Raw genomic sequence first — 25441 nt, 5'->3', positions numbered from 1 at the left:
GGTTCGTCGCCTGCGTCAGAGCAGCGAGTCGAGGCCGTCGTCGGTCGGCAGGGCCAGCCCGCTCTCGATCGGCGGCCGGTGCGGCTGGTCCAGCCCGCGCATGCGCGCCGCGTGCAGGGCCAGGAGCAGGTTCAGCCGCAGGGTCGGGTCGGTGGTGAAAGGCCCGAGCAGCCGCTCCAGCTTCCCGATCCGGTAGCGCATCGTGTTGTAGTGGAAGTGCAGCCGGCGCGCGGACTCCGCGACGTTCAGGTTGGTCTCCAGGAGCACCCGGAGCGTCTCCCGCAGGTCGGCCGAGTCGGGGTCGGCGGCGTCGGCCAGCGGGCCGAGCACCTCGTCGACGTAGGTCCGCAGCTCCGTGCTGTCCGGGATGAGCGACAGCAGCCGGAACACCCCGAGCTGGTCGAAGTGCGTGACCGACGAGCCGCCGTGGATCTCCTGGCCGACGCCCAGCGCCCGCTGCGCCTGCCGGTGCGCCTCCGCCAGCGCCGACAGCGAGTCGGCCGGCCGGCCGATGCCGGTGCCGAGCACCCGGCCCACCCGGCGCAGCCGGCCGTTCACCCGTGAGGTGACGGCGGAGACGAGCCCGGACAGCTCCTCCATGGTGCGGCCGTCGAGCGGCAGCAGCGTCACGATCTCGGTGGCCAGCCCCGCGACCGCCGCCCCGGCGACCTCCGGCTCCAGCGCGGCCCGCCAGCCGTCGGCCAGCCGGTCCAGGACGTCGAGGGCCTTGGTCGGGTCGGCCGCGGCGTCCGCGACGGTCTCGGTGGCGGTGACGAGCACCGCGACCGGGCCGTCGAGCCGCCATCCGAAGGAGCGGGTGTAGGCCAGGGTGCGCTCGGTGTGGCCGACCGACCCACCCACCAGCCGGCGGACCAGGTCCCCCTGGAAGCGCAGCTCGACGGAGTGGACGGCCTGGAGGCGGATGACCGACAGGGCGGCGATGACCGCCGCCCGCTCGAGGACACCACCGGCGCCGAGCATCATCGCCCCGCTGCGGTGGACGGCGACCAGCCAGCCGTGCCGCTGCTCGCCGGCCATGATCGGCGCGACGGCGTACTCGCCCACGCCGCCGGGGAGCTCGTGGTGGCCGGGGACCAGCAGGATGCCGTCGGCCGGCGAGAGGTCGGCGTCGGCGAGCACGTCCGCCGGGGTGACGACCGTCTGGTCGGCGCGGACGCCGGAGAGCCGGCGGGACGGCGTCAGCTCGGCGAGGGCGTCGTCCGCGGCGGCGTCGAGCAGCCACAGCCAGTCGGAGATCTCCTCGACGTCGTCGCGAGGGCCGGCGCTGGTGACCACCTCGCGGTCGGGTCCCAGGCCGAGGACCGCGGTGCCCTCGAGCATCACGGCCAGCCGCTGGGTGACCTCGGCGAGCCCGCCCCCGGTGAGGGCGACCTCCATGAACTCGTCGTCCATGCGCGAGGACAGCGCGAGCGCCTGGCCCTGCTTGGTGACGACGGCGCCGAGCACCTCGGAGACGATCTCGTCGAGCCGGACGGTCGCCGGCAGCGCGAGGACGGGCAGCCCGCGGCGCTCGGCCTCGGCCAGCACCTCGCCCGGCACCGGCGCGGGGCCCTCGGTCCGGCGGAAGGCCAGCGCGGCGGTCCCCATGGAGTCCAGCCGCTCCACGAGCGCACGGCAGTTGGCGGGGTCGGCCGGGGGCAGCCGGGCGCCGAGGACGACGAGGACGTCCGGGCCCGCCGCGGCCAGCGGGTCGGCCGGGTCGTCGACGACCATGTGCCGGACGACGCGGCCGAGCCCGGCGCCGCCGGCGGCCACCGACGTGCCCGCGAGGCCGGGGAGCTGCAGCGCCTCCTCGACCGTGAGGCCCATGCGCTCCTGCCAGCTGGTGCGGTCGTCCCGCGTCACCTCGACGCGCGACTCGTCGACAGCCCAGTTACGCCGGAAAGGGATCGACCCGTTACGGTGCGTTGGAGCCACCAGCGAAGCATCACCCTGGGTCACGACACATCCCCCTCTTGTCGCCGTCCAGGTTGCCATACCGCTCGTGCCTGTCAGGAGTCCCTGGACGCCGGGGTCCATTCTTGGCGAGTTCCGCCATAAGACGGCGTGCGACGCGCCGAATAGGTTCGAGACCCGGTCCACCCCGTTCGTCTGGATGGTAGGCCGTCGCCGGACCCCGGTGACCACCGACCCTCCCCCGGCGGACGGACGTGGTCCGGGCCGGGCGGGGGGTACTGGGCGCCTCCCGTCGCCCCACCGCCGAAGGGTCCGCCATGCGCACGATCGACCAGACCTCAGCACCGGGTCGCCACTCGCAGTCGGACGCGCAGACGCGCGGCCGAGCAGCGCGGGCCGGGTTCCCCACGATCCCCCTCCCCCGCGAGTCGGCTCAGGCCACCGCCCGCACCGCCCGGCCCGCCCGCGCGGCCACGGCGGTGCCCTCGGCGGCGAGCACCGGCATCGCCGAGCTGCTGCGCGGGCCGGTCCGGCCCGCCCGCGTGCTCATGAGCCTGCCGGCCGCCGTGTACGTCCACGTCCCGAACGACCGCGGCGGCGACGTCGTCGGCGTGATGACCAGCGACGCCGCGCGCCTGCCGCTGGGCTGCGTGCTGTTCCGGCCGAGCAACGGCCGCCCGCTCGTCGCACTGCCCGCCGGGGCGCCGGCCGAGGTCGGCGGCGGCCGGATCGTCGTCGGCGACCTCGCCGTCAGCGCCGCCGCGTGGTGGAACCCGCGCCCGAAGCTGCCGAGCCTGCGCCCCGCGCTGCTCCCGGAGGGCGTGCGCCAGCTGCGCAACGCGCTCTACGGCGAGGGCGTCCCGCACAGCGCGTTCACCCTGCCCGGCCTGCCCGTCGGGCCCGGCGGGCCGCTCGCCGCCCTCCGGGGCGCGGTCCGGCGTGCCGACCTCGACGCGGCGCTGCGCACGGCCACCCGCCTGATCGGCCTCGGCCCCGGCCTCACCCCCGCCGGCGACGACGTCATGGCCGGCACGATCGCCGGCCTGGTGCTGCTGGGTCACCCGTCGGCGGAGCGCTTCGCCGCGGGCGTCTACGCCCTGGCGGCCGGGCGGACGACGGAGCTGTCCCGGGCCCTCCTGCGGCACGCCGCGTCCGGTCGGGTCAGCGCCGAGTACGCCGCGGTGCTCTACGGCCTGGTGGGCGAGCGCCCGCTGGCGCCGGCGATGGCGGGGCTGCTCGCCACCGGTGCCACCAGCGGCCGCGCGCTGGCCCTGGGCCTGTCGACCGCGATCGACCTCGTGGAGCGGACCGCCCGCCCCCGCTGACCGTCAGTCGAGGTCGAAGGCCAGCAACGGGCCGAGGGCGTCCCACTGGGCGATCCGGCAGCCGTCGGACCGCGACAGCTCGAGGTCGACCGGTTCGCCGTCCCAGCGGCCGATCACCCGTGCCGTCTCCGGCCCGCCGTACTGCTCCGTGCAGACCGCGTCGGCGACGAGCGGCGCGAACGGGTCCCGCATGCCGCTCAGGTGCTCGCAGGCCGCGCCCGCGTCGGGATGGCTGCCCTCGGGGGTGTCACGGCAGCTGAGCGTCCACTCCTGGACCGGCGAGCCGTCGCCCGGGTCGAGGGTGACCTGCAGGTCGTCGTCGGCCTGCGCGATGTCGCCGGCCGCCGTCGAGTCGGCCGGGTCGCCGCCGGCCGCGTCGTCCCCGGGGCCCGTGGCGCAGGCCGACAGGACGGCGACGGAGGCCAGCGCGAGCACGACCGAGCGGCGCACGGTGCCCCTCCTCAGATGCGCGAAGCGTGGATGCTCGTGACCAGGATGGCGCGGGCGCCGAGCTCCCACAGCTCGTCCATCACCCGGTTGGTCTCGGCCTTGGCGACCATGGCGCGGACCGCCGACCAGCCGGGCGTCTGCAGCGGGCTGACCGTCGGCCCCTCGATCCCGGGCGTGACGGCGGTGGCCCGCTCGAGGATGTCGTTGGGGCAGTCGTAGTCGAGCATCACGTACTGGCGGGCCACCAGGACCCCGCGCAGCCGGCGGCGGAGCTGGGCGACGGCCGGGATCTCCTCGGCGCCCTCCCGGCGGACCAGGATCGCCTCGCTGGCGAGGACCGGCTCCCCGATGATCTGCAGCCCGGCGGCCCGCAGCGTCGTCCCCGTCTCCACGACGTCGCAGACGGCGTCCGCGACGCCGAGACGGCAGGCGGTCTCCACCGCGCCGTCGAGCTTCACGACGTCGGCCTTGATCCCCGACTCCTCGAGGTAGCGCTGGAGCAGCACCGGGTACGCGGTGGCGATCCGCTTGCCGGCCAGCTGGTCGATCGCCTCGATGCCCGACTCCACCGGGGCGGCGAAGCGGAAGGAGGACCGGCCGAAGCCCAGCGGCATGACCTCGACGGCGGCGGCGCCCTCGCCGTCGGCGGGCGCGGTCTCGAGCAGCATGTCGCGGCCGGTGATGCCGACGTCGAGCGTGCCGGCCGCGACGTAGACCGCGATGTCGCGAGGGCGCAGGTAGAAGAACTCGGTGTCGTTGTCCGGGTCGTAGACCGCGAGGTCCTTGGTGCTGCGCCGCTGCCGGTAGCCGCTCTCGGCGAGCATCTCGGCCGCGGGCTCGCTCAGGACACCCTTGTTGGGCACGGCGATGCGCAGCACTCGAGGTCTCCTCGGACGTGAGATGACAGGGCGGCCCTCGAGCAGGGACCCGCGGCGCGCGGAGCGTGTCGTGGGGGGCTCGAGGGCCCTTTTTTCAGAGGTGAGCGTAGACGTCCTCGAGCGTCAGACCCCGGGTCAGCATGAGGACCTGCACCCGATAGAGGAGCTGGCTGATCTCCTCCGCCGTCCGCTCGTTGGTCTCGTGCTCGGCGGCCATCCACGACTCGGACGCCTCCTCGACGACCTTCTTGCCCGCGGCGTGCACGCCGTCGCGGACCGCCTGGACCGTCCCCGACGCCGGGTCGGCGGCCGCCACCTTCGCCTGCAGCTCGGCGAACAGCTCGTCGAAGGTCTTCACAGCGCTCCGTCCCGCATGACCCCGGTCGGCGACGCGCTGAAACCGGTCGCGCGTGCCGGCGTGCGGAGCCCGCGCAGCGTCAGCGCGGTGGCGAGCGCGGCGATGGCGGCCTCCCAGCCCTTGTCCTCGGCGGAGCCGGGCAGCCCCGCCCGGTCGCGCGCCTGCTCCTCGGTGTCGCAGGTGAGCACCCCGTTGCCGACCGGCTTGCCGGCGTCCAGGGCGACCCGGGTGAGCCCCGCGGTCACCGCGTCGCAGACGTACTCGAAGTGCGGTGTCCCGCCCCGGACGACCACCCCGAGGGCGACGACGGCGTCGTGCCGCTCGGTCAGCGCCTGGGCGACCACCGGCAGCTCGACCGCACCGGGTGCCCGCACGACGGTGGGGTCGGCGATGCCGCTGGCCTTCGCCGCCTCGACGGCGCGGGCGAGCAGCTGGTCGGTGATCTCGGCGTGCCAGGTGGTGGCCACGATGCCGAGGGTCAGCCCCGCGGCGTCGACCGGCTCGACGACGGGCGCTCCGCTGCCGCTCACGAGGGCTGCTCGTCGACGCGCAGGGGCACGCCGGCCGGGATCGGGTCGGCGGACACCGGCTCGGCGCGGGTGTCCGCCGGACCGGCCTCGGTCTCGGGTTCGATGATGTCGAGCAGGTGGCCCATCCGGTCGCGCTTGGTGCGCAGGTAGGACAGGTTCTCGGCGGTGACCGTGCTGGGCAGCGGCACGCGGCCGAGGACGCGCAGCCCGTAGCCCTCCAGCCCGGCCCGCTTGGCCGGGTTGTTGGTCAGCAGCCGCATCGTGTGCACGCCGAGGTCGACGAGGATCTGCGCGCCGGTGCCGTAGTCGCGGGCGTCGGCGGGCAGGCCGAGGTCGAGGTTGGCGTCGACGGTGTCCACGCCGAGGTCCTGCAGCTGGTAGGCCTGCAGCTTGTGCAGCAGGCCGATCCCGCGGCCCTCGTGCCCGCGGATGTAGAGCACGATGCCGCGCCCCTCCTGGGCGACGGCCGCCAGGGCGGCCTGCAGCTGGGGGCCGCAGTCGCAGCGCAGCGAGCCGAAGACGTCGCCGGTGAGGCACTCGGAGTGCACCCGGACGAGGACGTCCTCGCCGTCGCCGATGTCGCCGTAGACGAAGGCGACGTGCTCGCGCTCGTCGTAGGAGCTGCGGTAGCCGACGGCGGTGAACACGCCGGGGGCCAGCGGGACGGTGGCCTCGGCGACCCGCTCGACCAGCTTGTCGAAGCGCTTCCGGTAGGCGATCAGGTCGGCGATCGAGACCATGACCAGGTCGTGCCCGTCGGCGAAGACGCGCAGTTCCTCGCCGCGGGCCATGCCGGTGGGGTCCTTCTCGCTCACGATCTCGCACAGCACGCCCGAGGGGCGCAGCCCGGCGAGGACGGCTAGGTCGACGGCCGCCTCGGTGTGGCCGGGCCGGCGCAGCACACCGCCGTCCTTGGCGCGCAGCGGCACGATGTGACCGGGCCGGCTCAGGTCCTGCGCCGTGGTGTCGGCGGCGGCGAGCGTCCGGATGGTGGTCGCCCGGTCGGCGGCGGAGATGCCGGTCGTGACGCCCTCGCGGGCGTCGACGGTGACCGTGTAGGCGGTGCCGTGGCGGTCCTGGTTGACCCGGAACATCGGCGGGAGGTCGAGCCGGTCGGCGTCCTCCTCGGTGACGGCCACGCAGATGTAGCCCGAGGTGTACCGGACCATGAACGCGACGAGCTCCGGGGTGGCGAGCTCGGAGGCGAAGATCAGGTCGCCCTCGTTCTCGCGGTCCTCGTCGTCGATGACGACGACGGGACGGCCGCTCTTGATCGCGGCGATCGCGGTCTCGATGGTGTCGAGCCGACCGAGGGGGCCGCTCATCGCGCGCCTCCCAGGAGTCGCTCCACGTACTTGGCGATCACGTCGACCTCCAGGTTGACGGGCTCCCCCGGGGCGCGGGTGCCCAGCGTGGTCTCGCGGAGGGTGGTGGGGATGAGGCTGACCTCGAACCAGGGCTCGGGGACGTCGGCCGCGCTGACCGCGCTCACGGTGAGCGAGACGCCGTCCACGGCGATCGAGCCCTTCTCGACGACGTAGCGGGCCAGCTCCGGGGGCAGGGCGATGCGCACGACCTCCCAGTGCTCCCCCGGCGTGCGGCCCAGGATGCGGCCGACGCCGTCGACGTGGCCCTGCATCATGTGGCCGCCCAGGCGGGTGTGGGCGGTGACGGCCCGCTCGAGGTTCACCGGCTGGCCGGCGAGAGCGGCGCCGAGGCTGCTGCGCGTGAGCGTCTCGGCCATGACGTCGGTGCTCCAGACGTCCCCGTCGACGCCGGTCACGGTCAGGCACACCCCGTTGACGGCGATGGAGTCGCCGAGCTTCACGTCCTCGAGCACCCGGGCGGCCCGGATGCGGAGCACTGCCGCGTCCGACTGCTCCTCGCGGACGACGACGGTGCCCACCTCTTCGACGATCCCGGTGAACACCTCAGCTCCTCCCGTCCGCGGCCTGCCGGTCACCAGTGTGCCGGGTCGGGCGCAGCCTGACCTCCACGTCCCCGCCCAAGCGGGTGACGTCGACGACCGTGAGTTCCAGCGCATCGCCGATCCCGCGAATTCCCAGGTCGCTGACCAGGGCAGCCCCGTCACCGAGGAGCTTGGGTGCGAGATGGATCACCATCTCGTCCACGACCCCCGCGCGGAGGAACGCGGCGGCCAGCGTGGGCCCGCCCTCGAGCAGCACCCGGCGCACGTCGCGGCCGTACAGCTCGGCCAGCAGCTCGTCCGGCGAGCCCGCCTTGCTGACGAAGGTCGCGGCTGCCGCGTCGAAGACCCGGGCGGTCTGGGGAACCCGTCCGCGGCGGTCGACGACGACGCGCAACGGCTGCCGGTCGACGTTCCGCCCGTCGGCGTCGCGCACGGTGAGCTGCGGGTCGTCGGCCAGCGCGGTCCCCGAGCCGACGACGACGGCGTCGCACCCGGCCCGGAGCCGGTGGACCGCGGCGCGGGCCTCCTCGCCGGTGATCCAGCGGCTGCTCCCGTCGGCCGCGGCGACCCGGCCGTCGAGGGTGGCGGCGACCTTCCACACCACGAACGGCCGCTGCTCCCGGACGGCGGTCAGCCACCCGGCCAGGGCGCCGGCCTCGGCGGCCTCGCGCTCGACGCCGACCTCCACCTCGATGCCCGCGGCCCGCAGCCGGTCGGCCCCGCCGCCGGCCAGCTCGGTGGGCTCGGGGACGGCGACGACGACCCGCGCCACCCCGGCCTCGATCAACGCGTCGGCGCAGGGTCCGGTGCGGCCGGTGTGCGCGCACGGCTCGAGGGTGACGACGGCGGTCCCGCCGACCGCCCGCGGCCCGGCCTGCGCCAGGGCGGCGATCTCGGCGTGGGGTCCGCCGGGCGGAGCGGTGGCGCCCTCCCCCACCGGTGCGCCGTCCGCGTCGAGGATCACGGCACCGACGGCCGGGTTGGGGCTCGTGGTGCCGAGGACGGACGCGCCCAGCTCCCGCGCGCGCCCCATCGCTGCGCGCTCGGCGTCGCTGACGGTCACCCGCGCATCGCCGCGGCGGCCTGCTGGCGCAGGGCGGCGATCGCCTTGGCGGGGTCGTCGGCGCCGTAGACGGCGGAGCCGGCCACGAACATGTCCACGCCGGCCTCGGCCGCCTGCTCGATGGTGTCGGCGTTGATGCCACCGTCGATCTCGACGAGCAACGTCAGTTCGCCGGCGTCCACGAGCCGCCGCGCCGTCCGGACCTTGGCCAGGACGTCGGCGATGAACGACTGGCCGCCGAAGCCCGGCTCGACGCTCATGACCAGCAGGGTGTCGAAGTCGCGGAGGACGTCGAGGTGGTCCTCGAGCGGCGTGCCCGGCTTGATGGCCAGGCCGGCGAGCGCTCCGGCGGCGCGGATGTCGCGGGCCACCGCGCGGGGGTCGTCGGTCGCCTCTGCGTGGATGGTCACGTTGCGCGCACCGGCCTCGGCGTAGCCGGGAGCCCAGCGCTCGGGGTTCTCGATCATCAGGTGGCAGTCCAGCGGCACCGGGCTCACCTTCTGGAGCGCCGCCATCACCGGGAGGCCGAACGTCAGGTTCGGCACGAAGTGCGCGTCCATCACGTCGAAGTGCAGCCAGTCCGCGTCGGCGACCCGCTGCGCCTCCTCCCCGAGGCGCGCGAAGTCCGCCGACAGGAGGCTGGGCGCGATCAACGGTTCCCGGGGCACGTCCGCCGAGTCTAGGTGCGCCGGGGACGAGCGCTTTCGCCCGTGCGGTGGACGCCGCGGAACCGGGCGGAGCCCTAACCTGCCGGCGTGGACGACGTGCGCGCCGACCTGCGCGAGGACCAGGGCTGGGAACCGGCCGACTGGGCCCCGCTGCTGCGCCGGCGCCGGCGGCTCGAGGAGCTGCTCGCCGCCGGCCTGGTCCTCTGGGTGGTCGCCGCGCCCGTGATCCGCGTGGTGGTCTACGAGCAGCCGCCGTTCCGCTGGGTCTGGTGGCCGTGGCTGTTCGTGACCGTGGTGTACGTGGGCGAGGTGGTGAGGTGCAGCGTCACCGACCGCGGCCGTGGCGAGTGGGAGCAGAAGACCAGGCGATCGGTGCGGTTGCGCCACGCGCTGCGCCACCACGTGAGCATCGGGCCGGACGAACGCGATCGGGTCGGCGAGCACGCTTACCGCACCGCGTTCTGGTCGTGGGCCACCTACCTGGGCCTGACCGCGGTGGCTGTTCTCGCGGTGACCGAGGGTGCGACCGACGGCCTGCCCTGGATCGCTGCGGCGATGCTCGGTTCCGCCGGCGCGGGCGTCCTGGTCTGGACGGTAGTGCGGCACGGCCGCGCCCGCCGCTGGCTCGCCGACCCCCTTCCCAGAGAGGACTGACGTGGACCTGAGCGAGGGTGTGGCCGTCCGGCTGGCCGCGATCTGCCTGACCGACGACGGACGGCTGCGGGAGTTCGACATATGGGACACCGCCGCCCGCGGCGCCCTCCTCGTCGACCTGACCCGTGCCGGCCGGCTCGCCGACGAGCACGACAGCATCTCCACCGACCTCACCCCCACCGGTTTCCCCCCCGCCGACCGGCTGCTGGCGGCGATCGAGGTGGAGCCAGAGCGCCCGCTGGCCTGGTGGCTCGACCACGGCGGCGTCCGCATGGAGGACGTGGCCGACGCCGCGGTCACGGCCGGCCGCTGGGCCGTGCGGCGCACGCTGCTGGGCCGCCGGTACGAAGACCTGCACCCCCTGGACACCGACGAACCCACCGAGGGGTGGCGTCCGGACGAGGGGCTCCAGCCCGAGGCCGCGGCGGTCACCGCCCTGGCCACCGCGTGCGGCGCTTGGGGACGCCGTCCGGAGGAGGTGGCGGAGGAGGACCTGGCCGCCACGGGCGCGCTGCGCTGGATCTGCGAGACGGTCACCGGCCACCTGCACGAGGCGCAGCGCCGGAACCTCCGCGCTGCGGGCGCCGCCGACGGCACGGGTTCGCCGTACTACTGAGGCGTGTCCGTCGCGCGCCACCGGGTAGGGCCCCGCCCATGTCTCCCGACGACGCCCCCGCCCGCTACGACGGCCTCGACCGCATGCCCATAGCCGGCACCTGGCGGCCCGGCAGCTCCAAACGCACCGCGACCGACACCGATCCCTACACCGGCGAGACCCTCACCGAGCTCCGCCTGGCCGACGCCGACGACCTCGACCAGGCGTACACGGCGGCCCGCGAGGCGCAGCGGGACTGGGCCGGGCGGCTGCCCGGCGAACGCGCTGCGGTCATGCGGAAGGCCGCCGACGTCATGGACGCCCGCAAGGACGAGATCGTCGACTGGCTGATCCGCGAGACCGGGTGCGCGGCGCCGGTGGCCGACTTCCAGTTCGCCATCACCCAGCGCGACTTCCACGAGGCGGCGTCCTACCCCTACCGCGTCGAGGGACGGATCCTCCCCGCCGACATCGAGGGCAAGGAGAGCCGCGTCTACAAGCGGCCGGTGGGCGTGGTCGCCGTCATCAGCCCGTGGAACGTCCCGATGCACCTGTCGAACCGCTCCGTTGCGCCGGCCCTCGCGGTCGGCAACGGCGTCGTCCTCAAGCCGGCCGGTGACACCCCGGTCACCGGTGGCCTGCTGCTGGCCAAGGTCCTCGAGGAGGCCGGGCTGCCCGACGGGCTCCTCTCGGTCGTGATCGGGTCGGGCAGCGAGATCGGTGACGCGATCGTCTCCCACCCGGTCCCCCGCGTCGTCTCGTTCACCGGGTCCACCCCGGTCGGCAAGGGCATCGCCGAGAAGGCCGGGCTGAAGAAGCTGTCCCTCGAGCTGGGCGGCAACGGCCCGCTGGTCGTCCTCGACGACGCCGACCTCGACTACGCCGTCGACGCGGCCGTGTGGGGCAAGTTCTTCCACCAGGGCCAGGTCTGCATGATCACGAACCGGGTGGTCGTCGACGCCTCCGTGCACGACGAGTTCGTCGACCGGTTCGTCGCCAAGGTGGGGCGACTGGGGACCGGCGACCCGCGCGACCCGGGGACGGTGATCGGGCCGATCATCAACGCCAAGCAGCTCGAGGGCATCCAGGACAAGGTGGCCCGGGCCAAGGACGACGGTGCGCGACAGCTCCTCGGCGGCGACCCGTCCGGCCCGATCGGCTCCGTCCTGCCGGCGCACGTCCTGCTGGGCACCAACGACGTCACCACCGCGCGCGAGGAGGTCTTCGGTCCGGTGGCCACGATCATCCGGGCGCGCGACGAGGACGACGCCCTGCGGATCGCCAACGACACCGAGTACGGCCTCTCCAGCGCCGTCTTCACCGAGGACACCGAGCGCGGCGTGCGGTTCGCGCTGCGCGTGGAGGCCGGGATGACCCACGTCAACGACTCCCCGCTCAACGACGAGAACAACACCGCGTTCGGCGGCGAGAAGGAGTCGGGACTGGGCCGGTTCGGCGGCGAGTGGGCGATCGACGAGTTCACCACCGACCACTGGGTCAGCGTCCAGCACACCAAGCGGCAGTTCCCCTTCTGAGCTCAGCCGTCGTCGAACTCCTCGCGGTAGCCCTCGTTCAGCAGCCGCTCCACCCGCTCGAGCCCGAGGGGCAGCTCCAGCCGCCGCAGGGTGACCGAGACGCGGATGCTCCCGATCGTCGCGGCATCGGGTGACGCCGGGCGGCCGAGCGGAGGCAGGGGTGCCGGTCGCACGGGGATCGCCCACATCCGCAGCGGTGGCCGGACCGGCGGGATCAGCGGGCCGCCGGGCGGCCGGCCCGGCGGCCGCGGTTCGGGCTGGGGCGGCTCCGGCGGCGCCTCGGTAGCCACGATGCGCAGGTCCATCTGGACGTCGGCGGCGTCGATGGCGAGCGACGGGAGGCTCACGATGCTGAGCAGGGGCAGCGAGGCGGTGACCCGGCGGGTGACCAGCTCGTCGCCCTCGCCCACCTCGGTGCGCTCGAAAGCGAAGCTGAAGGTGCGCGCCCGCAGCGGCGCGCCGTCGTCGTCCTCGGGCGGCTCGAAGCCGACCCGCTCGATGAACTCGGCCAGCTGGCTCGACAGCAGCCCCTGCGCCTTGACCAGCGACCCGAGGGTCGACCCGAGGTAGTCCTCGATCAGCCGCGCGGTCCCACTGACCGGTTCGGCCACGGCCTCCCCCTCAGTCCGGGACGACGACGGGCTCGCCGCCGACGTCGACCATGGCCTTGGGCACGTCCCGGAAGGTCAGGGACGCGCGCTGGATCTGCTCCGGCGGAACCCCCGACAGCGAGTCCGCGTCCAGCCGGATGAAGACCCGTTGCGTGGGCCGGCTCTTCTGCGCCGCGTCCTGCAGCAGCTTGTGCAGCTCCTGCGCGTCGCGGATGACCGCGGTGAGCTGCTCCCTGGCCGGACCGCTCGCCGACGCCCGCAGGGCGGCGAGGTCGGCGCGGGACAGCCGGACGAGCTCGGGCACCGGCTCGTCGCGCAGCGACTCCGGGTCGTCGCGGGCGCGGTCGTAGAGGTCGCGCAGCCGGGCGTGCTGCTCGACGAACTGCTCCAGCCGCGCCCCGACGTCGGCGGGGGCCCCGCGCAGGAGCGAGGCCATCTCCCGCTCCCCGATGGCGACGACCGGCCGTCGGGGCAGCTCCAGACGGGGCGGGCCCACCTCCTCCACCGAGTCGACCACGTACGGGACGTCGAAGCGGGCCTCGGCCAGGGAGAAGGCGGGCACGGGCAGCGAGCGCAGGCGTTCGTCGGCCGCGTAGGCCGCGGACAGCTCGGCCGTGGCCGCGTCCAGGGCGCGGCGGGCGGCGACCAGCGAGGACGCCAGCGCCGACACCGCGTCTCCGAACTCGACGCTCACGCGGGCTCTTCCACGCCGTCGTCGATCGCCGTCTGCAGGATCGTCAGGACGCGGTCCAGGCCGGCGGGGATCTCGTCCTGCACGGCGTAGACGTGCACCTTCAGCGTCGAGGACCTGTTGACCTGGTCGGAGGACTTGGTGTTGCGCGTGTAGCTGGCCTTGACGGTGAACTTCACGCCCCAGAAGCCGCCCGATGCCTCGGCGCTGATCCCGAAGGTCGAGTCGGTGGTGTTCAGGGTGCTGCTGCTGACCTGGGCCTCGAAGTCGACGGTCGCCTCCTTGACGCGGATGAACGGCACCGGGACGACGGTCAGCAGCGGGACGGTGAGCGCGACGGTCTCCGTGGTGAGCACGTCGCTGGGGCCGTTGTCGTCCTCGCGGGCGGGCACCCGGCGCTGGAACGAGAAGTCCACCGTCCGCGCGGTCTGCGCCCCGCCGCCGCCGGGAGCCGGGTTCAGCCCCACCTGCTGGATGAAGTCGACGGTGCTGGACGCCGCCAGCGCCTGCGCCTTGACCACCGCCTGCAGGGGGCCGCCGATGATCTGCTCCATGGGCAGGGCCATCTCCTGCCCGATGTTGATCGGCATGACGGTGCTCCTTCGCGCTCGGGGTCAGGACCTCTTCTTCGCCGTCCGCTGTGCGGGTGCTGGTGGGGTGGACGAGGGCCGCCGGCGCGACGGGGCGCGGGCAGCGGTGGGTGCGGGCATGGTCGCCAGCAGCCGGGCGGCGCCGAGGAGGGGCTCCAGGAGGTCGAGCGCACGCTGGGCGGCTCGGGACAGCTCCGCCCAGCGCTCGTCCGCCGGCGTACCGGCGAGCACCTGCGCGGTCCGCTGCTGGACCAGGAGCGCGCTGAGCTTGGCGTACTCGGTGCCGGCCTCGGCGTAGCGCGCCGACTCCAGACCGGTGACGACCGACGTCCACACCTCGGTGGCCGCCGTCAGCGCGTCGGGAGGGGGCGCCGCCTTGTCGCGGCGCGGGCGACCGACCGCGCGCGACGACCGGCCGGTGCTCGCCATCGTGCCTCCCCCACGAGCCTGCCGGCGAGTATGGGGACCGCCGTGGGACGCGGACAAGGCGCTCCGCCACGGCGGAGCGGACGGCCTCGTTCCGGTCAGTCCCGGTCGGGCAGGGCGATCCACTCGGCCCAGGACAGGTCGCGGCCGACGTACCGGGGTCGCCGCAGCGGCCACTCCCCCGCCAGCCACGCGGGCACGAACGCGTCGAGCGCCTGCTCGACCTCGCTGCCCACCAGCCGGTCGACCACCCACCAGGACACCTCGGCGTCGGCGTCCCCGGCCTTGTCCGGCGGGTCGATGTAGACGCAGCCGAGCAGCTCGGTCCCGGCCTCGTCGAGGAGGGCGTAGTTGAAGCTCTCGTGCGCCTCGATCTCGCGCTCGTGGCGGGCGAGGTCGTCCCGGTCCTCCTCGGGCGTCATCGTCGCGGGCGGCCAGCCCCACGCCTCGCCGTAGATCGCCCACAGCCGCTCGCGCGAGCCCATGACCGCCGGGAAGTCGATGTCCACGTCATCGGCGCGGATGGGCCGCAGGTGCTGCCCGGTCGGCAGCTCGGCCCGGAGCGGGTGCGCGAAGTCCCCGGGGAGCCAGCTCACGTCAGCGCACCCTACGGAGCAGGGCCATGAACATCGCGTCGGTGCCGTGCCGGTGCGGCCACAGCTGCCCGTAGCTCCCGCGCGCGAGGTCGGGCACCTCCGGGAACAGCGGCGCCACGGGCAGCACCTCGACGTCCTCTCGCGCCGCGGCGATGTCCACGACGCCCGCCGTCTCCTCGGTGTGCGGTGAGCAGGTCACGTAGGCGACCACCCCGCCGGGCCGGACCGACGCCAGCGCGCTCGCCAGGAGCTCCAGCTGCAGCTCGACGAGCGGGACGACGTCCTCCTCCGTGCGGCGCCAGCGCACCTCGGGGCGGCGGCGCAGGGCCCCCAGGCCCGTGCAGGGGGCGTCGAGCAGCACGCGGTCGAACGAGCCGGCGGCCCAGGGTGGCTCGCGGCCGTCCGCAGCAAGCACCTCGACGTCGGGTTCGCCGGCCAGCGCCTTGCGCACGAGCTCGGCGCGGTGCGGCGCCCGGTCGGCGGCGGTCAGCCGGACGCCCTCGGGCCTGACCGCGGCCAGCAGCCCGGCCTTGCCGCCCGGTCCGGCGCACATGTCCAGCCAGGCCTCGTCGCGGCCCTCGAGCGGTGCGCGGGCGAGCAGCAGACCGGCCAGCTGGCTGCCCTCGTCCTGCACCGCGGCCACGCCTGACCGCACCGACGCGAGCTTGCCGGGATCACCACCACCGGGAAGGCGCACCGCGAACGGCGACCACGGCCCCGGCTCGCCGCCCGACTCCTCCACCAGCGCGGCGCGGTCGGTGCGCCGCGCGACGAGGTGGACCTCGGGTGCGGCGTCGTCGGCGCGCAGGGCCGGCTCCAGCTCGTCGTCCCCGCCCAGCGCGTCCCGCCAGGCGTCGACGATCCAGCGCGGGTGGTTGGTGGCCAGGGCCAGCCGCTGCTCCGCGTTCCCGCCGAGGGCCGCGAGCCACTGCTCGCGGTCCCCGCCCGCGGCGACCTTGCGCAGGACCGCGTTGACGAGCCCGGCGGCGCCCGGGCCCACGATCGCGCGGGTCAGGTCGACGGTGGTGTCGACGGCGGCGTGCGACGGCACCCGCAGGTCGATCAGCTGGTGGGTGCCCAGCCGGAGCAGGTCGAGCACCCGCGGGTCCAGCTCGGCGAGCGGGCGCGACACCAGGCCGGCCAGGATCGCGTCGAGGGTGCCCTGGGCGCGCAGGGTGCCGTAGGCCAGCTGGGTGGCGAAGGCGGCGTCGCGCGCGTCGAGCTCGGGACGTTCCCGCAGCAGCTGGGGCAGCAGCAGGTTGGCGAAGGCGCCGCGCGACGAGACGCCGTCCAGGACGTCGTAGGCGGTGAGCCGGGCGCCGTCCAGCCGGGGGCGCCGGGTGGCGGGGTGTCGGCGGCCGGCAGGTCGGGGGCTCACGCGCCCACCCGCTCCCCCGGCTCGAAGCGGGCGCCCCGCGCCCAGTCGGTGGCGGGGAACATCCGCTTCCCGGCCGGCTGGACGTCCCCGAGCCGGACGGCGCCCCGCCCGGTGCCGACCAGGACGCCCGACGTGCCGGCGGAGACCTCGCCGGGCTCGAGCCCGAGCGAGGTGGGGAGCGGCTCGACCGGGCCGAGGCGGAGGCGGTCGCCGCGCCACGTCGTCCAGGCGCCGGGCGCCGGGGTGACCCCGCGGACCCGCCGGTCGACCACGTGCGCCGGCAGCGACCAGTCGACCCGCGCGTCGGCCGGCTCCACCTTCGGCGCGAGGCTCACGCCCTCGGCCGGCTGCGGCTCCGCGACCAGCGTTCCGCCGGCGATGCCGTCGAGCGTGGCCACCAGCAGTCCGGCCCCGCTGACCGCGAGCCGGCCCAGCAGGTCACCCGCGGTGTCCCTCGGCCCGATGGCCTCGGTGACCGTGCCGAAGACGGGCCCGGTGTCGAGCCCGGCCTCCAGGCGGAAGGTCGACGCCCCGGTGATCTCGTCGCCGGCCATGATCGCGTGCTGCACGGGGGCGGCGCCGCGCCAGGCGGGCAGCAGCGAGAAGTGCAGGTTGACCCAGCCGTGGGCGGGCAGGTCCAGCGCCGCCTGCGGGACGAGCGCGCCGTACGCGACGACCGGGGCGCAGTCGACCGCCAGCCCGGCCAGCTGCTCGAGGAACTCCGGCTCCCGCGGCGACCGCGGCTGGAGGACCGGCAGCCCCGCCTCGTCGGCGCGCTCGGCGACCGGCGAGCGGCTGACCTTCCGGCCACGGCCGGAGCGGGCGTCGGGCCGGGTGAGGACGGCGACGACCTCGTGCCCGGACGCCAGCAACGCGTCGAGCGAGGGGACGGCGGGTGCCGGCGTGCCGGCGAACAGGAGCCTCAGTGGGGGCTCACCTTGACGACGGGCGGCGGCGAGGGCAGCCACGCGGCCATGCCCGCCCACTCGGCGGCCTCGAGCTCGGCCAGCGCGGCCGTCCGGGCGTCGGGGTCGAGCCGGTCGACGAACAGGACGCCGTCGAGGTGGTCGGTCTCGTGCTGGATGGCCCGGGCGAGCAGCTCCGAGCCCTCGATGCGGACCGGGTCGCCGTGCATGTTCCAGCCGCTGGCGACGACGTGCAGGTGGCGGCGGCAGTCCCAGCGGTAGCCCGGGATCGAGAGGCAGCCCTCCGCGTCGATCTGCTCCTCGTCGCCGACCGGGACGACGTCCGGGTTGACCAGGTGCCCGACCTCGCCGTCGACGTACCAGGTGAAGACGCGCAGGCCCACGCCGATCTGGGGCGCGGCCAGACCCGCTCCCCCGGCGGCGAACATCGTCTCGGTCAGGTCGCCGACGAGCTGACGCAGCTCCTTGTCGAAGTCGGCCACGGGGGCGGCCGGCGTCCGCAGGACGGGGTCGCCCATCAGCCGGATGGGGGTGACGCTCACCCGACGATCGTATGCGGGACCACCGGTCCGTCCTCCGCCAGCGCGGCGCGGACGACGGCGGCGACGTGCAGGGCGGTCGTCGGGAACGTCGGGACGTCGACGTCGTCCGGGCCGATCAGCAGCTCGATCTCGGTGCAGCCGAGCACCACGCCCTGCGCCCCGCGGGCCACCAGCCGGTCGACGACCCCCTGGTAGGCCCGCCGCGACTCCTCGCGGACGACGCCCAGCACGAGCTCCTCGTAGATGACCCGGTGCACCAGGTCGCGGTCGGCGTCGTCCGGGACGAGGACCTCCAGCCCGGCGGCCGCCAGCCGGTCGGCCATGAACGGCTGCTCCATCGTGTACCGGGTCCCGAGCAGGCCGATCCGTGCCAGTCCCGCGGCGGTGACCGCCTCGGCGGTGCTGTCGCCGATGTGCAGGAACGGGACGTCGATCGCGCCGGTGACCGCGTCGGCGACGGTGTGCATGGTGTTGGTGCACAGGACGACGAGATCGGCCCCGGCCGCCTGCAGCGACCGGGCGTCGGCGGACAGGAGCTCACCGGCACGGGTCCAGTCGCCGGCCGCCTGCAGCCGCTCGATCTCGGCGAAGTCGACCGACAGCAGGACGCACCGCGCCGAGTGCAGCCCGCCGAGCCGCTCGCGCACGGCCTCGTTCAGGAGCCGGTAGTAGAGCGCGCTGCTCTCCCAGCTCATCCCGCCCAGCAGCCCGATCGTCCGCACGCCCGCATCCTGGCAGTCGCGCCGCGCGATGAGTTCCGTCCGCGAGGCGGGTCTGCCCCGGTGTCGGACGACGGAGCGGACGGGAGACGCCATGACGACCACACCCAGCACGCCGACCACCGCGCTCGCGGGCAGGCCGCCGGTCGTCGACCTCGCCACCTGGCAGGCCGCCCGGAGCGAGCTCCTGGTCCGGGAGAAGGCCCACACCCGCGAGGGCGACGCGATCGCCGCGGCCCGTCGCCGGCTGCCGATGGTGGAGGTCGACGGGGCCGTCGAGGTCGTCGGGTCCGCCGGCCCGGTGCCGTTCCTGGACCTCTTCGCAGGGCGCGATGAGCTCGTGGTCTACCACTCGATGTGGTACGACGGCGCCCCGCACCAAGGGCAGTGCGAGGGCTGCACCTTCAACCTCTGGCACATGCGGGACGCCGTCTACCTCAACGCCCGGGGCGTCTCGTTCGCCGTCCTGACCTCGGGCGCGTGGGACGAAGTGGCTCCCTACGTGGAGTTCATGGGGTACACCCAGCCCTGGTACTCGGTGCGCGGTGTGGAGGCGCCGATCGCCACCCAGGAAGGGCACATCGTGTGCTACCTGCGCGACGGTGACCGCGCGTTCCTCACCTACTCGACGACGGGGCGGGGCAACGAGCCGGCCGACGGGTCCCTCGGCCTGCTGGACATGACCCCCTACGGCCGTCGCGAGGCGTGGGAGGACGTTCCCGAGGGCTGGCCCGAGGCCCCCGACGTCGGGGCGCCGGTCGGTGGCCACGGCGAGCCGATCTGCTGGTACTGGCGCGCGGGTCCCGACGGGACCGGCGCCTGGGGTCCGGCCAGCCGACCCACCCCGCAGTGGACCCGCCCAGGCGTGACGCCTGAGCAGACCCTCGGCAGGCAGGGCTCCCACCACTGACGCCTCAGACGAGGTCGAGCGGGTCCAGCTGGACCCGGACGTGCTCGGGCGTCTTCTTCGCGCTGCGCACGCCCTGCACCTCGGCGAGCGCGTGGGCCAGCGCGCCGCCCTCGCTCCGCGGCACGCGCACCAGGTAGCGCTCCCGCTCCCCCTCCTGGCCGGGCCGCGGCCGCTCGGGCACGGGGCCGAGCAGGTCGGCGTCGTCGGGAAGCCGCAGCGCTTCCAGGAACTCGGCCAGCGCGGCCGGCGACCCGGTGAGCGAGGCCATGCGCGTGGCCGGCGGGAAGCCGAGCTCGCGGCGGTCCTCCAGCTCCCGGGCGGCCAGCCAGGCGGGGTCCCAGCGCACCAGCGCCTGGACGACGGGGTGCGCCGCGTCGGCCGCGACGACCACGAGGCCGCCCGCCGACGCGGGCCGCACCAGCGCCGCCGCGTTCATCCAGCGGCGCAGCGTCTCCTCGCCGGCGCGCAGGTCGGCGCGGCCGAGCAGCGCCCAGGAGTCGAGCAGCAGCGCGGCGCCGTAGCCGCCCTCGGTCACCGGCTCGGCTCCGGGCGTCGCCACCACGAGCGCGGGACCGCCGGGAACCGTCGCGAGCACGCCCGACGTGCTTCCCGACGTCCGCACGGCCGCGCCCGGGAACGCCCGGGCCAGCTCCTCGGCCGTCCGCGACTCCCCGACCACCGAGGCCCGCAGCTTCGTGCCGTGGCAGTGCGGGCAGTCGAAGGTGGCGGCCGGTCGCGCGCACCACCGGCAGGCCGGGATCCGGGTGCCGCCGGGGCCGGGGCGCGGCGAGATGCCCAGCGGTCCGGCGCAGTGGGCGCAGCGCGCGGGCGCCCGGCACCGCGCGCACGCGAGCGAGGGCACGTATCCGCGACGCGGCACCTGCACCAGGACCGGCGCCCCCGCGGCGAGCGCCTTGCGGGCGGCCTCGTGCGCGAGCGACGGCAGCCGTGCCGAGCGGGCGGCCGGGTCGCGGGCCAGCTCGAAGTCCTCGCCGAGCGCCTGCACCCGCGGGGCGGCCGACCGGAGGACGGCGCGGTCGGCGACCAGCTCGTGCGCCCAGCCGGACTCCACCAGCAGCGCCGCCTCCGCGGTCCGCGAGGTCGCGGCGACCACGGCGGCGCAGTTGTCGAGGTAGGCCCGCTGGGCCAGCACGTCGCGCGCGTGCGGGTAGGGCGCGTGCTCGTCGGAGTGCAGGTCGTCGCCGTCGTCCCACACGACCACCAGGCCGAGGTCGCGGACGGGGGCGAACATCGCCGCCCGGGTGCCGAGCACCACCTGGGCCGCACCCCGCGAGGCGGCGAGGAACCGCCGGTAGCGCTTCTCGGGCGAGTCGTCGGCCCGCAGCACCGTGTACGCGTGCTCGGGCAGGAGCCGGGCGGCGGCGGCCTCGAGCCGGTCGAGGTCCTTGCCGTCGGGGACGACGACCAGCGCGCCGCGCCGCCCCGACAGGGTCGCCCGGCACAGCTCGACCAGCCGGGCGGGCCAGTCCTCGCCCGGCAGCGCCGTCCACACCGCCCGCGCCGGGCGGCCCTCCGCCAGGGCGTCGAGGAGCGCGGGCCCGGCCGCGTAGCGCGCGAAGCCCGCGGGGTCGGGCGGAGCGGGCAGCGACTCCGGCGTCGGCGTCGGCTTCTTCTCCGCCGCCGCCCGGCGCGGGGGCACCGCCAGGCGCAGGACGTCGCTCATCGTGCCCGCGTAGCGGTCGGCGATCACCCGGAGCAGCCGGGCGACCTGCGGCGTGAGCACGGGCTCCCCCGAGGGGACGTGCGCGAGCGGCATGAGCCGGCCGGTGAACTCGGTGGAGTCCCCCAGCTCGAGCACGAAGCCGTCGACCAGCTGGCCGCTGAACCGCACCCGCACCCGGCAGCCCGCCTGGACGGTGTCCGCCAGCTTCTCCGGGACGGCGTAGTCGAACGGCCGGTCCAGGTGTGCCAGCGGCACGTCGACGACAACCCGGGCCACCTGCGGTGTGCGCGGTGGGCCCGGGTCGTCGGGTGGTTCCGAGGTGTCCAGTTAGGCGCCCACTGCCGCGCGCAGTGCGTCGACGCGGTCGAGGCGCTCCCACGGCAGGTCGACGTCGGTGCGGCCGAAGTGGCCGTAGGCGGCCGTCGGCGCGTAGATCGGCCGCAGCAGGTCGAGGTCGCGCACGATCGCGCCCGGCCGGAGGTCGAAGACGGTGCTGATGGCCTTCTCCAGGACGTCGGCCGGCACCGTGCCCGTGCCGAACGTCTCGACGAAGAGACCCACCGGGTGGGCGGCGCCGATCGCGTAGGCGACCTGCACCTCGCACCGCTTCGCCAGCCCGGCGGCCACGACGTTCTTGGCCACCCAGCGCATCGCGTAGGCGCCCGAGCGGTCGACCTTCGACGGGTCCTTGCCCGAGAAGGCGCCGCCGCCGTGGCGCGCCATGCCGCCGTAGGTGTCGACGATGATCTTCCGGCCGGTGAGCCCGGCGTCGCCCATCGGGCCGCCGATCACGAACTTGCCGGTCGGGTTCACCAGCAGCCGGTAGCCGGTCGTCGGCAGCCCGAGGGCGGCCAGCTCCGGCTCGACGACGAGCTCCTGGATGTCGGGGGCGAGCAGCTGCTCGATCGAGATGTCCTCGGCGTGCTGCGAGGAGACGACGACCGTGTCGACGGCGACCGGCTGGTCGTCCTCGTAGACCACGGTGACCTGCGTCTTGCCGTCGGGCCGCAGGTAGGGCACCGACCCGTCCTTGCGGACGGCCGAGAGCCGGCGGGCGAGGCGGTGGGCCAACGCGATCGGCAGGGGCATGAGCTCGGGGGTCTCGTCGGTCGCGTACCCGAACATCAGGCCCTGGTCGCCGGCGCCCTGGCGCTCGATCTCGTCCTCGGCCGAGCCCGAGGTGCGGGCCTCGTAGGCGGTGTCGACGCCCTGCGCGATGTCGGGCGACTGGGCGCCGATGGAGACGCTGACGCCGCAGGAGGCGCCGTCGAAGCCCTTGCGGGAGGAGTCGTAGCCGATCCGCAGCACGGTGTCGCGGACGATGGAGGCGATGTCGACGTAGCCGGCGGTGGTCACCTCACCGGCGATGTGCACCTGCCCCGTGGTGATCATGGTCTCCACGGCCACCCGGCTGCGCGGGTCCTGCGCGAGCATGGCGTCCAGGATCGAGTCGCTGATCTGGTCGGCGATCTTGTCCGGGTGGCCCTCGGTGACCGACTCGGAGGTGAAGAGACGGCGTGGCACTCGGTACTCCCTGAGGACGGGGTGGACGGGGAACTCGGTGCGAACGTTACCGGCGCGGGCTGTCAGGCTCGGTCGCGGTCCGCGAGGCGCGGCCCCACGGCGTCCCAGATGCCGACGGCGACGGCGTCCTTGCTGCCGCGCGGCACTTCCGTGGCCGACCCGTCGGCCGCGAGGACGACGACGCTGTTGTCCGACCGGCCGAACACCTGGCCCGCCGACACGTCGTTGACCACGAGCAGGTCGCAGCCCTTGCGCGCCAGCTTGGCGCGGGCGTGGGTGAGCACGTCGGCGTCGGCGTCACCGGTCTCGGCGGCGAACCCGACGACCAGCTGGCCGGCGGGGCGCTCGGCCACCAGCTCGGCGAGGACGTCGGGGTTGCGGACGAGGGCGACGGAGTCCGGCTCGCTCGCCGAGTCCTTCTTCAGCTTGGCGGCGGCGACGCTGGCGGGGCGGAAGTCGGCGACCGCCGCGCTCATGACGACGACGTCGGCCTCCTTGGCCTCGGTGCGCATGGCCGTGCGGAGCTCCTCGGCCGTGCCGACCGGCACCACGCGGACGCCGAACGGGGCGGGGAGCTCGACGTTGGCGGCGACGAGGACCACGTCCGCGCCCCGGGCGGCGGCGACGCGGGCCAGCGCCCAGCCCTGCTTGCCCGAGGAGCGGTTGCCGAGGTAGCGGACCGGGTCCAGCGGCTCGCGGGTGCCACCCGCGCTGATGACCACCCGTCGGCCGGTCAGGTCCTGGGCGAGTGCGGCGGCGCCGTGCTCGAGCACGACGGTGGCCAGGGCCGCGATGTCGGCGGGCTCGGGCAGCCGGCCGGGGCCCGAGTCGGGACCGGTGAGCCGGCCGACGGCCGGCGGCAGCACGACCGCCCCGCGGCGGCGCAGCGTGGCCACGTTGTCCTGCGTGGCCGGGTGCAGCCACATCTCGGTGTGCATGGCGGGGACGAAGACGACCGGGCAGGAGGCCGTGAGCAGCGTGGCGGTGAGCAGGTCGTCGGCGCGGCCCGCGGCGGCGCGGGCGAGCAGGTCGGCGGTCGCCGGCGCGACCACGACCAGGTCGGCGTTCTGCCCGATGCGGACGTGCGCGACCTCGGGCACGTCCGACCACACGTCGGTGGTGACGGGGTTCCCCGACAGCGCCTCGAAGGTGGCGGCGCCGACGAAGTGCAGGGCCCCGGGCGTCGGGACCACGCGCACGTCGTGCCCTGCCTCGGTGAACGCGCGCAGCACGAACGCGGCCTTGTAGGCCGCCACTCCCCCGCTGACACCCAGCACGATCGAGCTCACGGCGTCCATCCTCCCCCACACGCGAAAACGCCCCCGGTAGGAACCGGGGGCGTCATCACAAAGGGTTGTCGGCTCAGTTCTCGCCGGCGGTGTGGGTCAGCAGACCCTCGTTGATCTCGCGCAGCGCGATCGACAGCGGCTTCTCCTGCGGGGCGGTGTCGACCAGCGGGCCGACGTACTCCAGCAGGCCCTCGGAGAGCTGGCTGTAGTAGGCGTTGATCTGACGCGCGCGCTTGGCGGCGAAGATGACCAGGCCGTACTTGCTGCTGGTGCGCTCGAGCAGCTCGTCGATCGGCGGGTTGGTGATGCCCTCGGGGGCAGGTGCGACTCCGGACACGGGCGGGCGTGCTCCTCATTCGATGGCGGGAGGAAGCGGCCGGCGGGACGACCGGCGACGCTCTTCCTCGTGGGCGCTACTCCCCTGGCACGAGGCCGGGCGAGGGCGCAGTCAGCAATCCTACCAATTCGTCAGCGGCCCGGGCCACGTCGTCGTTGACCACGACGACGTCGAACTCCCCGGCGGCGTCCAGCTCGGCCTGGGCGAGGGCCAGCCGGCGCTCCTGCACGGCCGGCGGCTCCGAGCCGCGGCCGGCCAGCCGGCTGACCAGCTCGGCCCAGGACGGCGGGGCCAGGAACACCAGCTGCGCGAGCGGGTCGCGGGCCCGGACCTGGCGGGCGCCCTGCAGCTCGATCTCCAGCAGTGCCGGGGCGCCGGTCGCCAGCCGCTCGCGGAGCGGCGCGACAGGCGTGCCGTAGCGGTTGCCGGCGTACTCGGCCCACTCGAGCAGGCCGTCGGTCGCGATGAGGCGGTCGAACTCCGCGTCGTCGACGAAGTGGTAGTGCACGCCGTCGACCTCGCCCGGACGGGGACGGCGGGTGGTCACCGACACCGACAGCCAGACGTCGGGATGCCGACGCCGGACCTCGGCGACCACCGTGCCCTTGCCGACCCCCGAGGGGCCGGACAGCACGGTCAGCCGTGCCGCAGTGCCTGAAACCACTCGCCGTCCTCGTCCGATCCAGCTACCCGGGGCGCCTCAGGGCTCGACCTTCTCGTTCGCGAACTCGGCCTCCAGCGCCTTGCGCTGGTTGGCGCCGAGCCCGCGCACCCGACGGGTCGGGGAGATCTCGAGGCGCTCCATGATCTTCGCAGCCCGCGCCTTGCCGACTCCGGGCAGGGACTCGAGGACGGCCGAGACGCGCATCTTGCCGATCACCTCGTCGGTCTCGCCCTGCTTGAGGACGTCGCCGACAGTGGCGCCCTTGCTCTTGAGCCGCTCGCGCAGCTCGGCGCGGGCCTTGCGCGCCGCGGCGGCCTTCTCGAGGGCTGCTGCGCGTTGTTCGGGGGAAAGGTCAGGCAAAGGCATGGCGACCCAATCGTGTCGGTGCCGGCGCTGGTTCGGCCGGTCAGTCGTCGTCAGGGAGTCGTAGGAAGCGGCTCGCCTCTGAGCCTCACGACCAACCTAGTTCCCGGCAAATCCGCTGGTCACGCGCACCCCCGCGCGGAATCGCGCTCTTCGCGTGTCGTAGCCGTTCGCACGGCGTTCACCTACGCGGTGACGATCGGTGATCGGTGCAGGTAGGGACCGGAACCGTTCGGTCTCGTTCCGCATGTGCCGGACTGCCGCCACCGGACGCATCCCGCGCTGCAC

Annotated in this window: 29 protein-coding genes; 5 read left to right on the top strand and 24 right to left on the bottom strand. The window is 74.9% G+C overall.

The genetic code is table 11. The annotated features are described in order from the left end of the window. Positions 1–15 precede the first annotated feature (15 nt). Positions 16–1866: a PucR family transcriptional regulator gene (locus ACI78T_RS12440; RefSeq protein WP_456558409.1), complete on the bottom strand. Its 1851-nt coding sequence runs from the start codon at positions 1864–1866 to the stop codon at positions 16–18. Positions 1867–2234: 368 nt separating this feature from the next. Between ACI78T_RS12440 and ACI78T_RS12435 the strand changes: the two genes are divergently transcribed. After that, positions 2235–3242: a DUF2877 domain-containing protein gene (locus tag ACI78T_RS12435; protein WP_456558408.1), complete on the top strand. Its 1008-nt coding sequence runs from the start codon at positions 2235–2237 to the stop codon at positions 3240–3242. A gap of 3 nt (positions 3243–3245) precedes the next feature. Here the strand turns inward: ACI78T_RS12435 and ACI78T_RS12430 are convergent, their stop codons facing one another. The 8 genes from ACI78T_RS12430 to rpe form a co-directional block, all read right to left on the bottom strand. Further along, positions 3246–3692 carry an SSI family serine proteinase inhibitor gene (locus ACI78T_RS12430; protein ID WP_456558407.1) on the bottom strand — a complete coding sequence of 149 codons (447 nt, stop codon included), beginning with the start codon at positions 3690–3692 and terminating at the stop codon, positions 3246–3248. An 11-nt stretch (positions 3693–3703) separates the two neighbouring features. Further along, positions 3704–4570: an ATP phosphoribosyltransferase gene (hisG, locus tag ACI78T_RS12425; RefSeq protein WP_456558406.1), complete on the bottom strand. Its 867-nt coding sequence runs from the start codon at positions 4568–4570 to the stop codon at positions 3704–3706. A 94-nt stretch (positions 4571–4664) separates the two neighbouring features. After that, positions 4665–4928, bottom strand: coding sequence for a phosphoribosyl-ATP diphosphatase (locus ACI78T_RS12420; protein WP_456558405.1), 264 nt, complete (start codon positions 4926–4928; stop codon positions 4665–4667). Further along, positions 4925–5458, bottom strand: a complete 534-nt coding sequence (ribH, locus tag ACI78T_RS12415) for a 6,7-dimethyl-8-ribityllumazine synthase (RefSeq protein WP_456558404.1) — start codon at positions 5456–5458, stop codon at positions 4925–4927. The genes ACI78T_RS12420 and ribH overlap by 4 nt, the downstream gene beginning before the upstream one ends. Then, a complete protein-coding gene (locus ACI78T_RS12410; RefSeq protein ID WP_456558403.1) occupies positions 5455–6783 on the bottom strand; it encodes a bifunctional 3,4-dihydroxy-2-butanone-4-phosphate synthase/GTP cyclohydrolase II in 1329 nt (442 codons plus the stop codon). The genes ribH and ACI78T_RS12410 overlap by 4 nt, the downstream gene beginning before the upstream one ends. Then, positions 6780–7388 carry a riboflavin synthase gene (locus ACI78T_RS12405; RefSeq protein ID WP_456558402.1) on the bottom strand — a complete coding sequence of 203 codons (609 nt, stop codon included), beginning with the start codon at positions 7386–7388 and terminating at the stop codon, positions 6780–6782. Before ACI78T_RS12405 ends, ACI78T_RS12410 begins: the two co-directional genes overlap by 4 nt. Position 7389: 1 nt before the next feature. Then, positions 7390–8451, bottom strand: coding sequence for a bifunctional diaminohydroxyphosphoribosylaminopyrimidine deaminase/5-amino-6-(5-phosphoribosylamino)uracil reductase RibD (gene ribD, locus ACI78T_RS12400; RefSeq protein WP_456558401.1), 1062 nt, complete (start codon positions 8449–8451; stop codon positions 7390–7392). Next, on the bottom strand, positions 8448–9119 hold the full coding sequence (rpe, locus tag ACI78T_RS12395; RefSeq protein ID WP_456558400.1) for a ribulose-phosphate 3-epimerase: 672 nt from the start codon (positions 9117–9119) through the stop codon (positions 8448–8450). Before rpe ends, ribD begins: the two co-directional genes overlap by 4 nt. Positions 9120–9206: 87 nt before the next feature. Here rpe and ACI78T_RS12390 point away from each other — a divergent pair, with 87 nt between their 5' ends. From ACI78T_RS12390 to ACI78T_RS12380, 3 genes are read left to right on the top strand one after another with little or no spacing between them, the layout of a single operon-like run. Beyond that, complete coding sequence (locus tag ACI78T_RS12390; protein ID WP_456558399.1) at positions 9207–9773, top strand: hypothetical protein; 567 nt, start codon at positions 9207–9209, stop codon at positions 9771–9773. A 1-nt stretch (position 9774) separates the two neighbouring features. Beyond that, positions 9775–10389 carry a GPP34 family phosphoprotein gene (locus tag ACI78T_RS12385; protein ID WP_456558398.1) on the top strand — a complete coding sequence of 205 codons (615 nt, stop codon included), beginning with the start codon at positions 9775–9777 and terminating at the stop codon, positions 10387–10389. Positions 10390–10427: 38 nt separating this feature from the next. Next, positions 10428–11903, top strand: a complete 1476-nt coding sequence (locus ACI78T_RS12380) for an aldehyde dehydrogenase family protein (RefSeq protein ID WP_456558397.1) — start codon at positions 10428–10430, stop codon at positions 11901–11903. A 2-nt stretch (positions 11904–11905) separates the two neighbouring features. Here the strand turns inward: ACI78T_RS12380 and ACI78T_RS12375 are convergent, their stop codons facing one another. From ACI78T_RS12375 to ACI78T_RS12335, 9 genes are all read right to left on the bottom strand, one after another. After that, positions 11906–12514 carry a DUF2589 domain-containing protein gene (locus ACI78T_RS12375; RefSeq protein ID WP_456558396.1) on the bottom strand — a complete coding sequence of 203 codons (609 nt, stop codon included), beginning with the start codon at positions 12512–12514 and terminating at the stop codon, positions 11906–11908. 10 nt (positions 12515–12524) lie between these two features. Further along, positions 12525–13208 (bottom strand): hypothetical protein, encoded by a 684-nt coding sequence (locus ACI78T_RS12370; protein WP_456558395.1) that lies wholly within the window; start codon positions 13206–13208, stop codon positions 12525–12527. After that, complete coding sequence (locus ACI78T_RS12365) at positions 13205–13795, bottom strand: DUF2589 domain-containing protein (RefSeq protein WP_456558394.1); 591 nt, start codon at positions 13793–13795, stop codon at positions 13205–13207. The genes ACI78T_RS12370 and ACI78T_RS12365 overlap by 4 nt, the downstream gene beginning before the upstream one ends. A 24-nt stretch (positions 13796–13819) precedes the next feature. Continuing rightward, entirely contained in the window at positions 13820–14224 is a 405-nt protein-coding gene (locus ACI78T_RS12360; protein WP_456558393.1) for a hypothetical protein, read from the bottom strand. A gap of 95 nt (positions 14225–14319) precedes the next feature. Beyond that, complete coding sequence (locus ACI78T_RS12355) at positions 14320–14817, bottom strand: GNAT family N-acetyltransferase (RefSeq protein WP_456558392.1); 498 nt, start codon at positions 14815–14817, stop codon at positions 14320–14322. A gap of 1 nt (position 14818) precedes the next feature. Further along, a complete protein-coding gene (locus ACI78T_RS12350) occupies positions 14819–16195 on the bottom strand; it encodes an RsmB/NOP family class I SAM-dependent RNA methyltransferase (RefSeq protein WP_456558391.1) in 1377 nt (458 codons plus the stop codon). Beyond that, the gene (gene fmt / locus ACI78T_RS12345; protein ID WP_456558390.1) at positions 16192–17163 is read right to left on the bottom strand and encodes a methionyl-tRNA formyltransferase; all 972 of its coding nucleotides are present in this window, start codon (positions 17161–17163) and stop codon (positions 16192–16194) included. The genes ACI78T_RS12350 and fmt overlap by 4 nt, the downstream gene beginning before the upstream one ends. Then, positions 17118–17663: a peptide deformylase gene (gene def, locus ACI78T_RS12340; RefSeq protein WP_456558389.1), complete on the bottom strand. Its 546-nt coding sequence runs from the start codon at positions 17661–17663 to the stop codon at positions 17118–17120. The genes fmt and def overlap by 46 nt, the downstream gene beginning before the upstream one ends. After that, positions 17660–18385, bottom strand: a complete 726-nt coding sequence (locus ACI78T_RS12335; protein WP_456558388.1) for an aspartate/glutamate racemase family protein — start codon at positions 18383–18385, stop codon at positions 17660–17662. The genes def and ACI78T_RS12335 overlap by 4 nt, the downstream gene beginning before the upstream one ends. A gap of 91 nt (positions 18386–18476) precedes the next feature. Here ACI78T_RS12335 and ACI78T_RS12330 point away from each other — a divergent pair, with 91 nt between their 5' ends. Then, the gene (locus ACI78T_RS12330) at positions 18477–19292 is read left to right on the top strand and encodes a DUF899 family protein (protein ID WP_456558387.1); all 816 of its coding nucleotides are present in this window, start codon (positions 18477–18479) and stop codon (positions 19290–19292) included. A 4-nt stretch (positions 19293–19296) separates the two neighbouring features. Here ACI78T_RS12330 and ACI78T_RS12325 read toward each other — a convergent pair whose 3' ends face one another. From ACI78T_RS12325 to mihF, 6 genes are all read right to left on the bottom strand, one after another. Continuing rightward, positions 19297–21252: a primosomal protein N' gene (locus tag ACI78T_RS12325; RefSeq protein ID WP_456558386.1), complete on the bottom strand. Its 1956-nt coding sequence runs from the start codon at positions 21250–21252 to the stop codon at positions 19297–19299. A gap of 51 nt (positions 21253–21303) precedes the next feature. Continuing rightward, positions 21304–22500, bottom strand: coding sequence for a methionine adenosyltransferase (gene metK / locus ACI78T_RS12320; protein ID WP_456558385.1), 1197 nt, complete (start codon positions 22498–22500; stop codon positions 21304–21306). A 62-nt stretch (positions 22501–22562) separates the two neighbouring features. After that, entirely contained in the window at positions 22563–23798 is a 1236-nt protein-coding gene (coaBC, locus tag ACI78T_RS12315; protein ID WP_456558384.1) for a bifunctional phosphopantothenoylcysteine decarboxylase/phosphopantothenate--cysteine ligase CoaBC, read from the bottom strand. A gap of 64 nt (positions 23799–23862) precedes the next feature. Continuing rightward, positions 23863–24126 (bottom strand): DNA-directed RNA polymerase subunit omega, encoded by a 264-nt coding sequence (gene rpoZ / locus ACI78T_RS12310; protein ID WP_012949163.1) that lies wholly within the window; start codon positions 24124–24126, stop codon positions 23863–23865. 76 nt (positions 24127–24202) lie between these two features. Then, a complete protein-coding gene (gmk, locus tag ACI78T_RS12305; protein WP_456558383.1) occupies positions 24203–24790 on the bottom strand; it encodes a guanylate kinase in 588 nt (195 codons plus the stop codon). 36 nt (positions 24791–24826) lie between these two features. After that, a complete protein-coding gene (mihF, locus tag ACI78T_RS12300) occupies positions 24827–25156 on the bottom strand; it encodes an integration host factor, actinobacterial type (protein WP_456558382.1) in 330 nt (109 codons plus the stop codon). Between the last annotated feature and the right edge of the window lie 285 nt (positions 25157–25441).

The organism is Blastococcus sp. SYSU D00922 (assembly GCF_054050495.1).
This window is presented reverse-complemented; position numbering and strand designations above follow the sequence as displayed.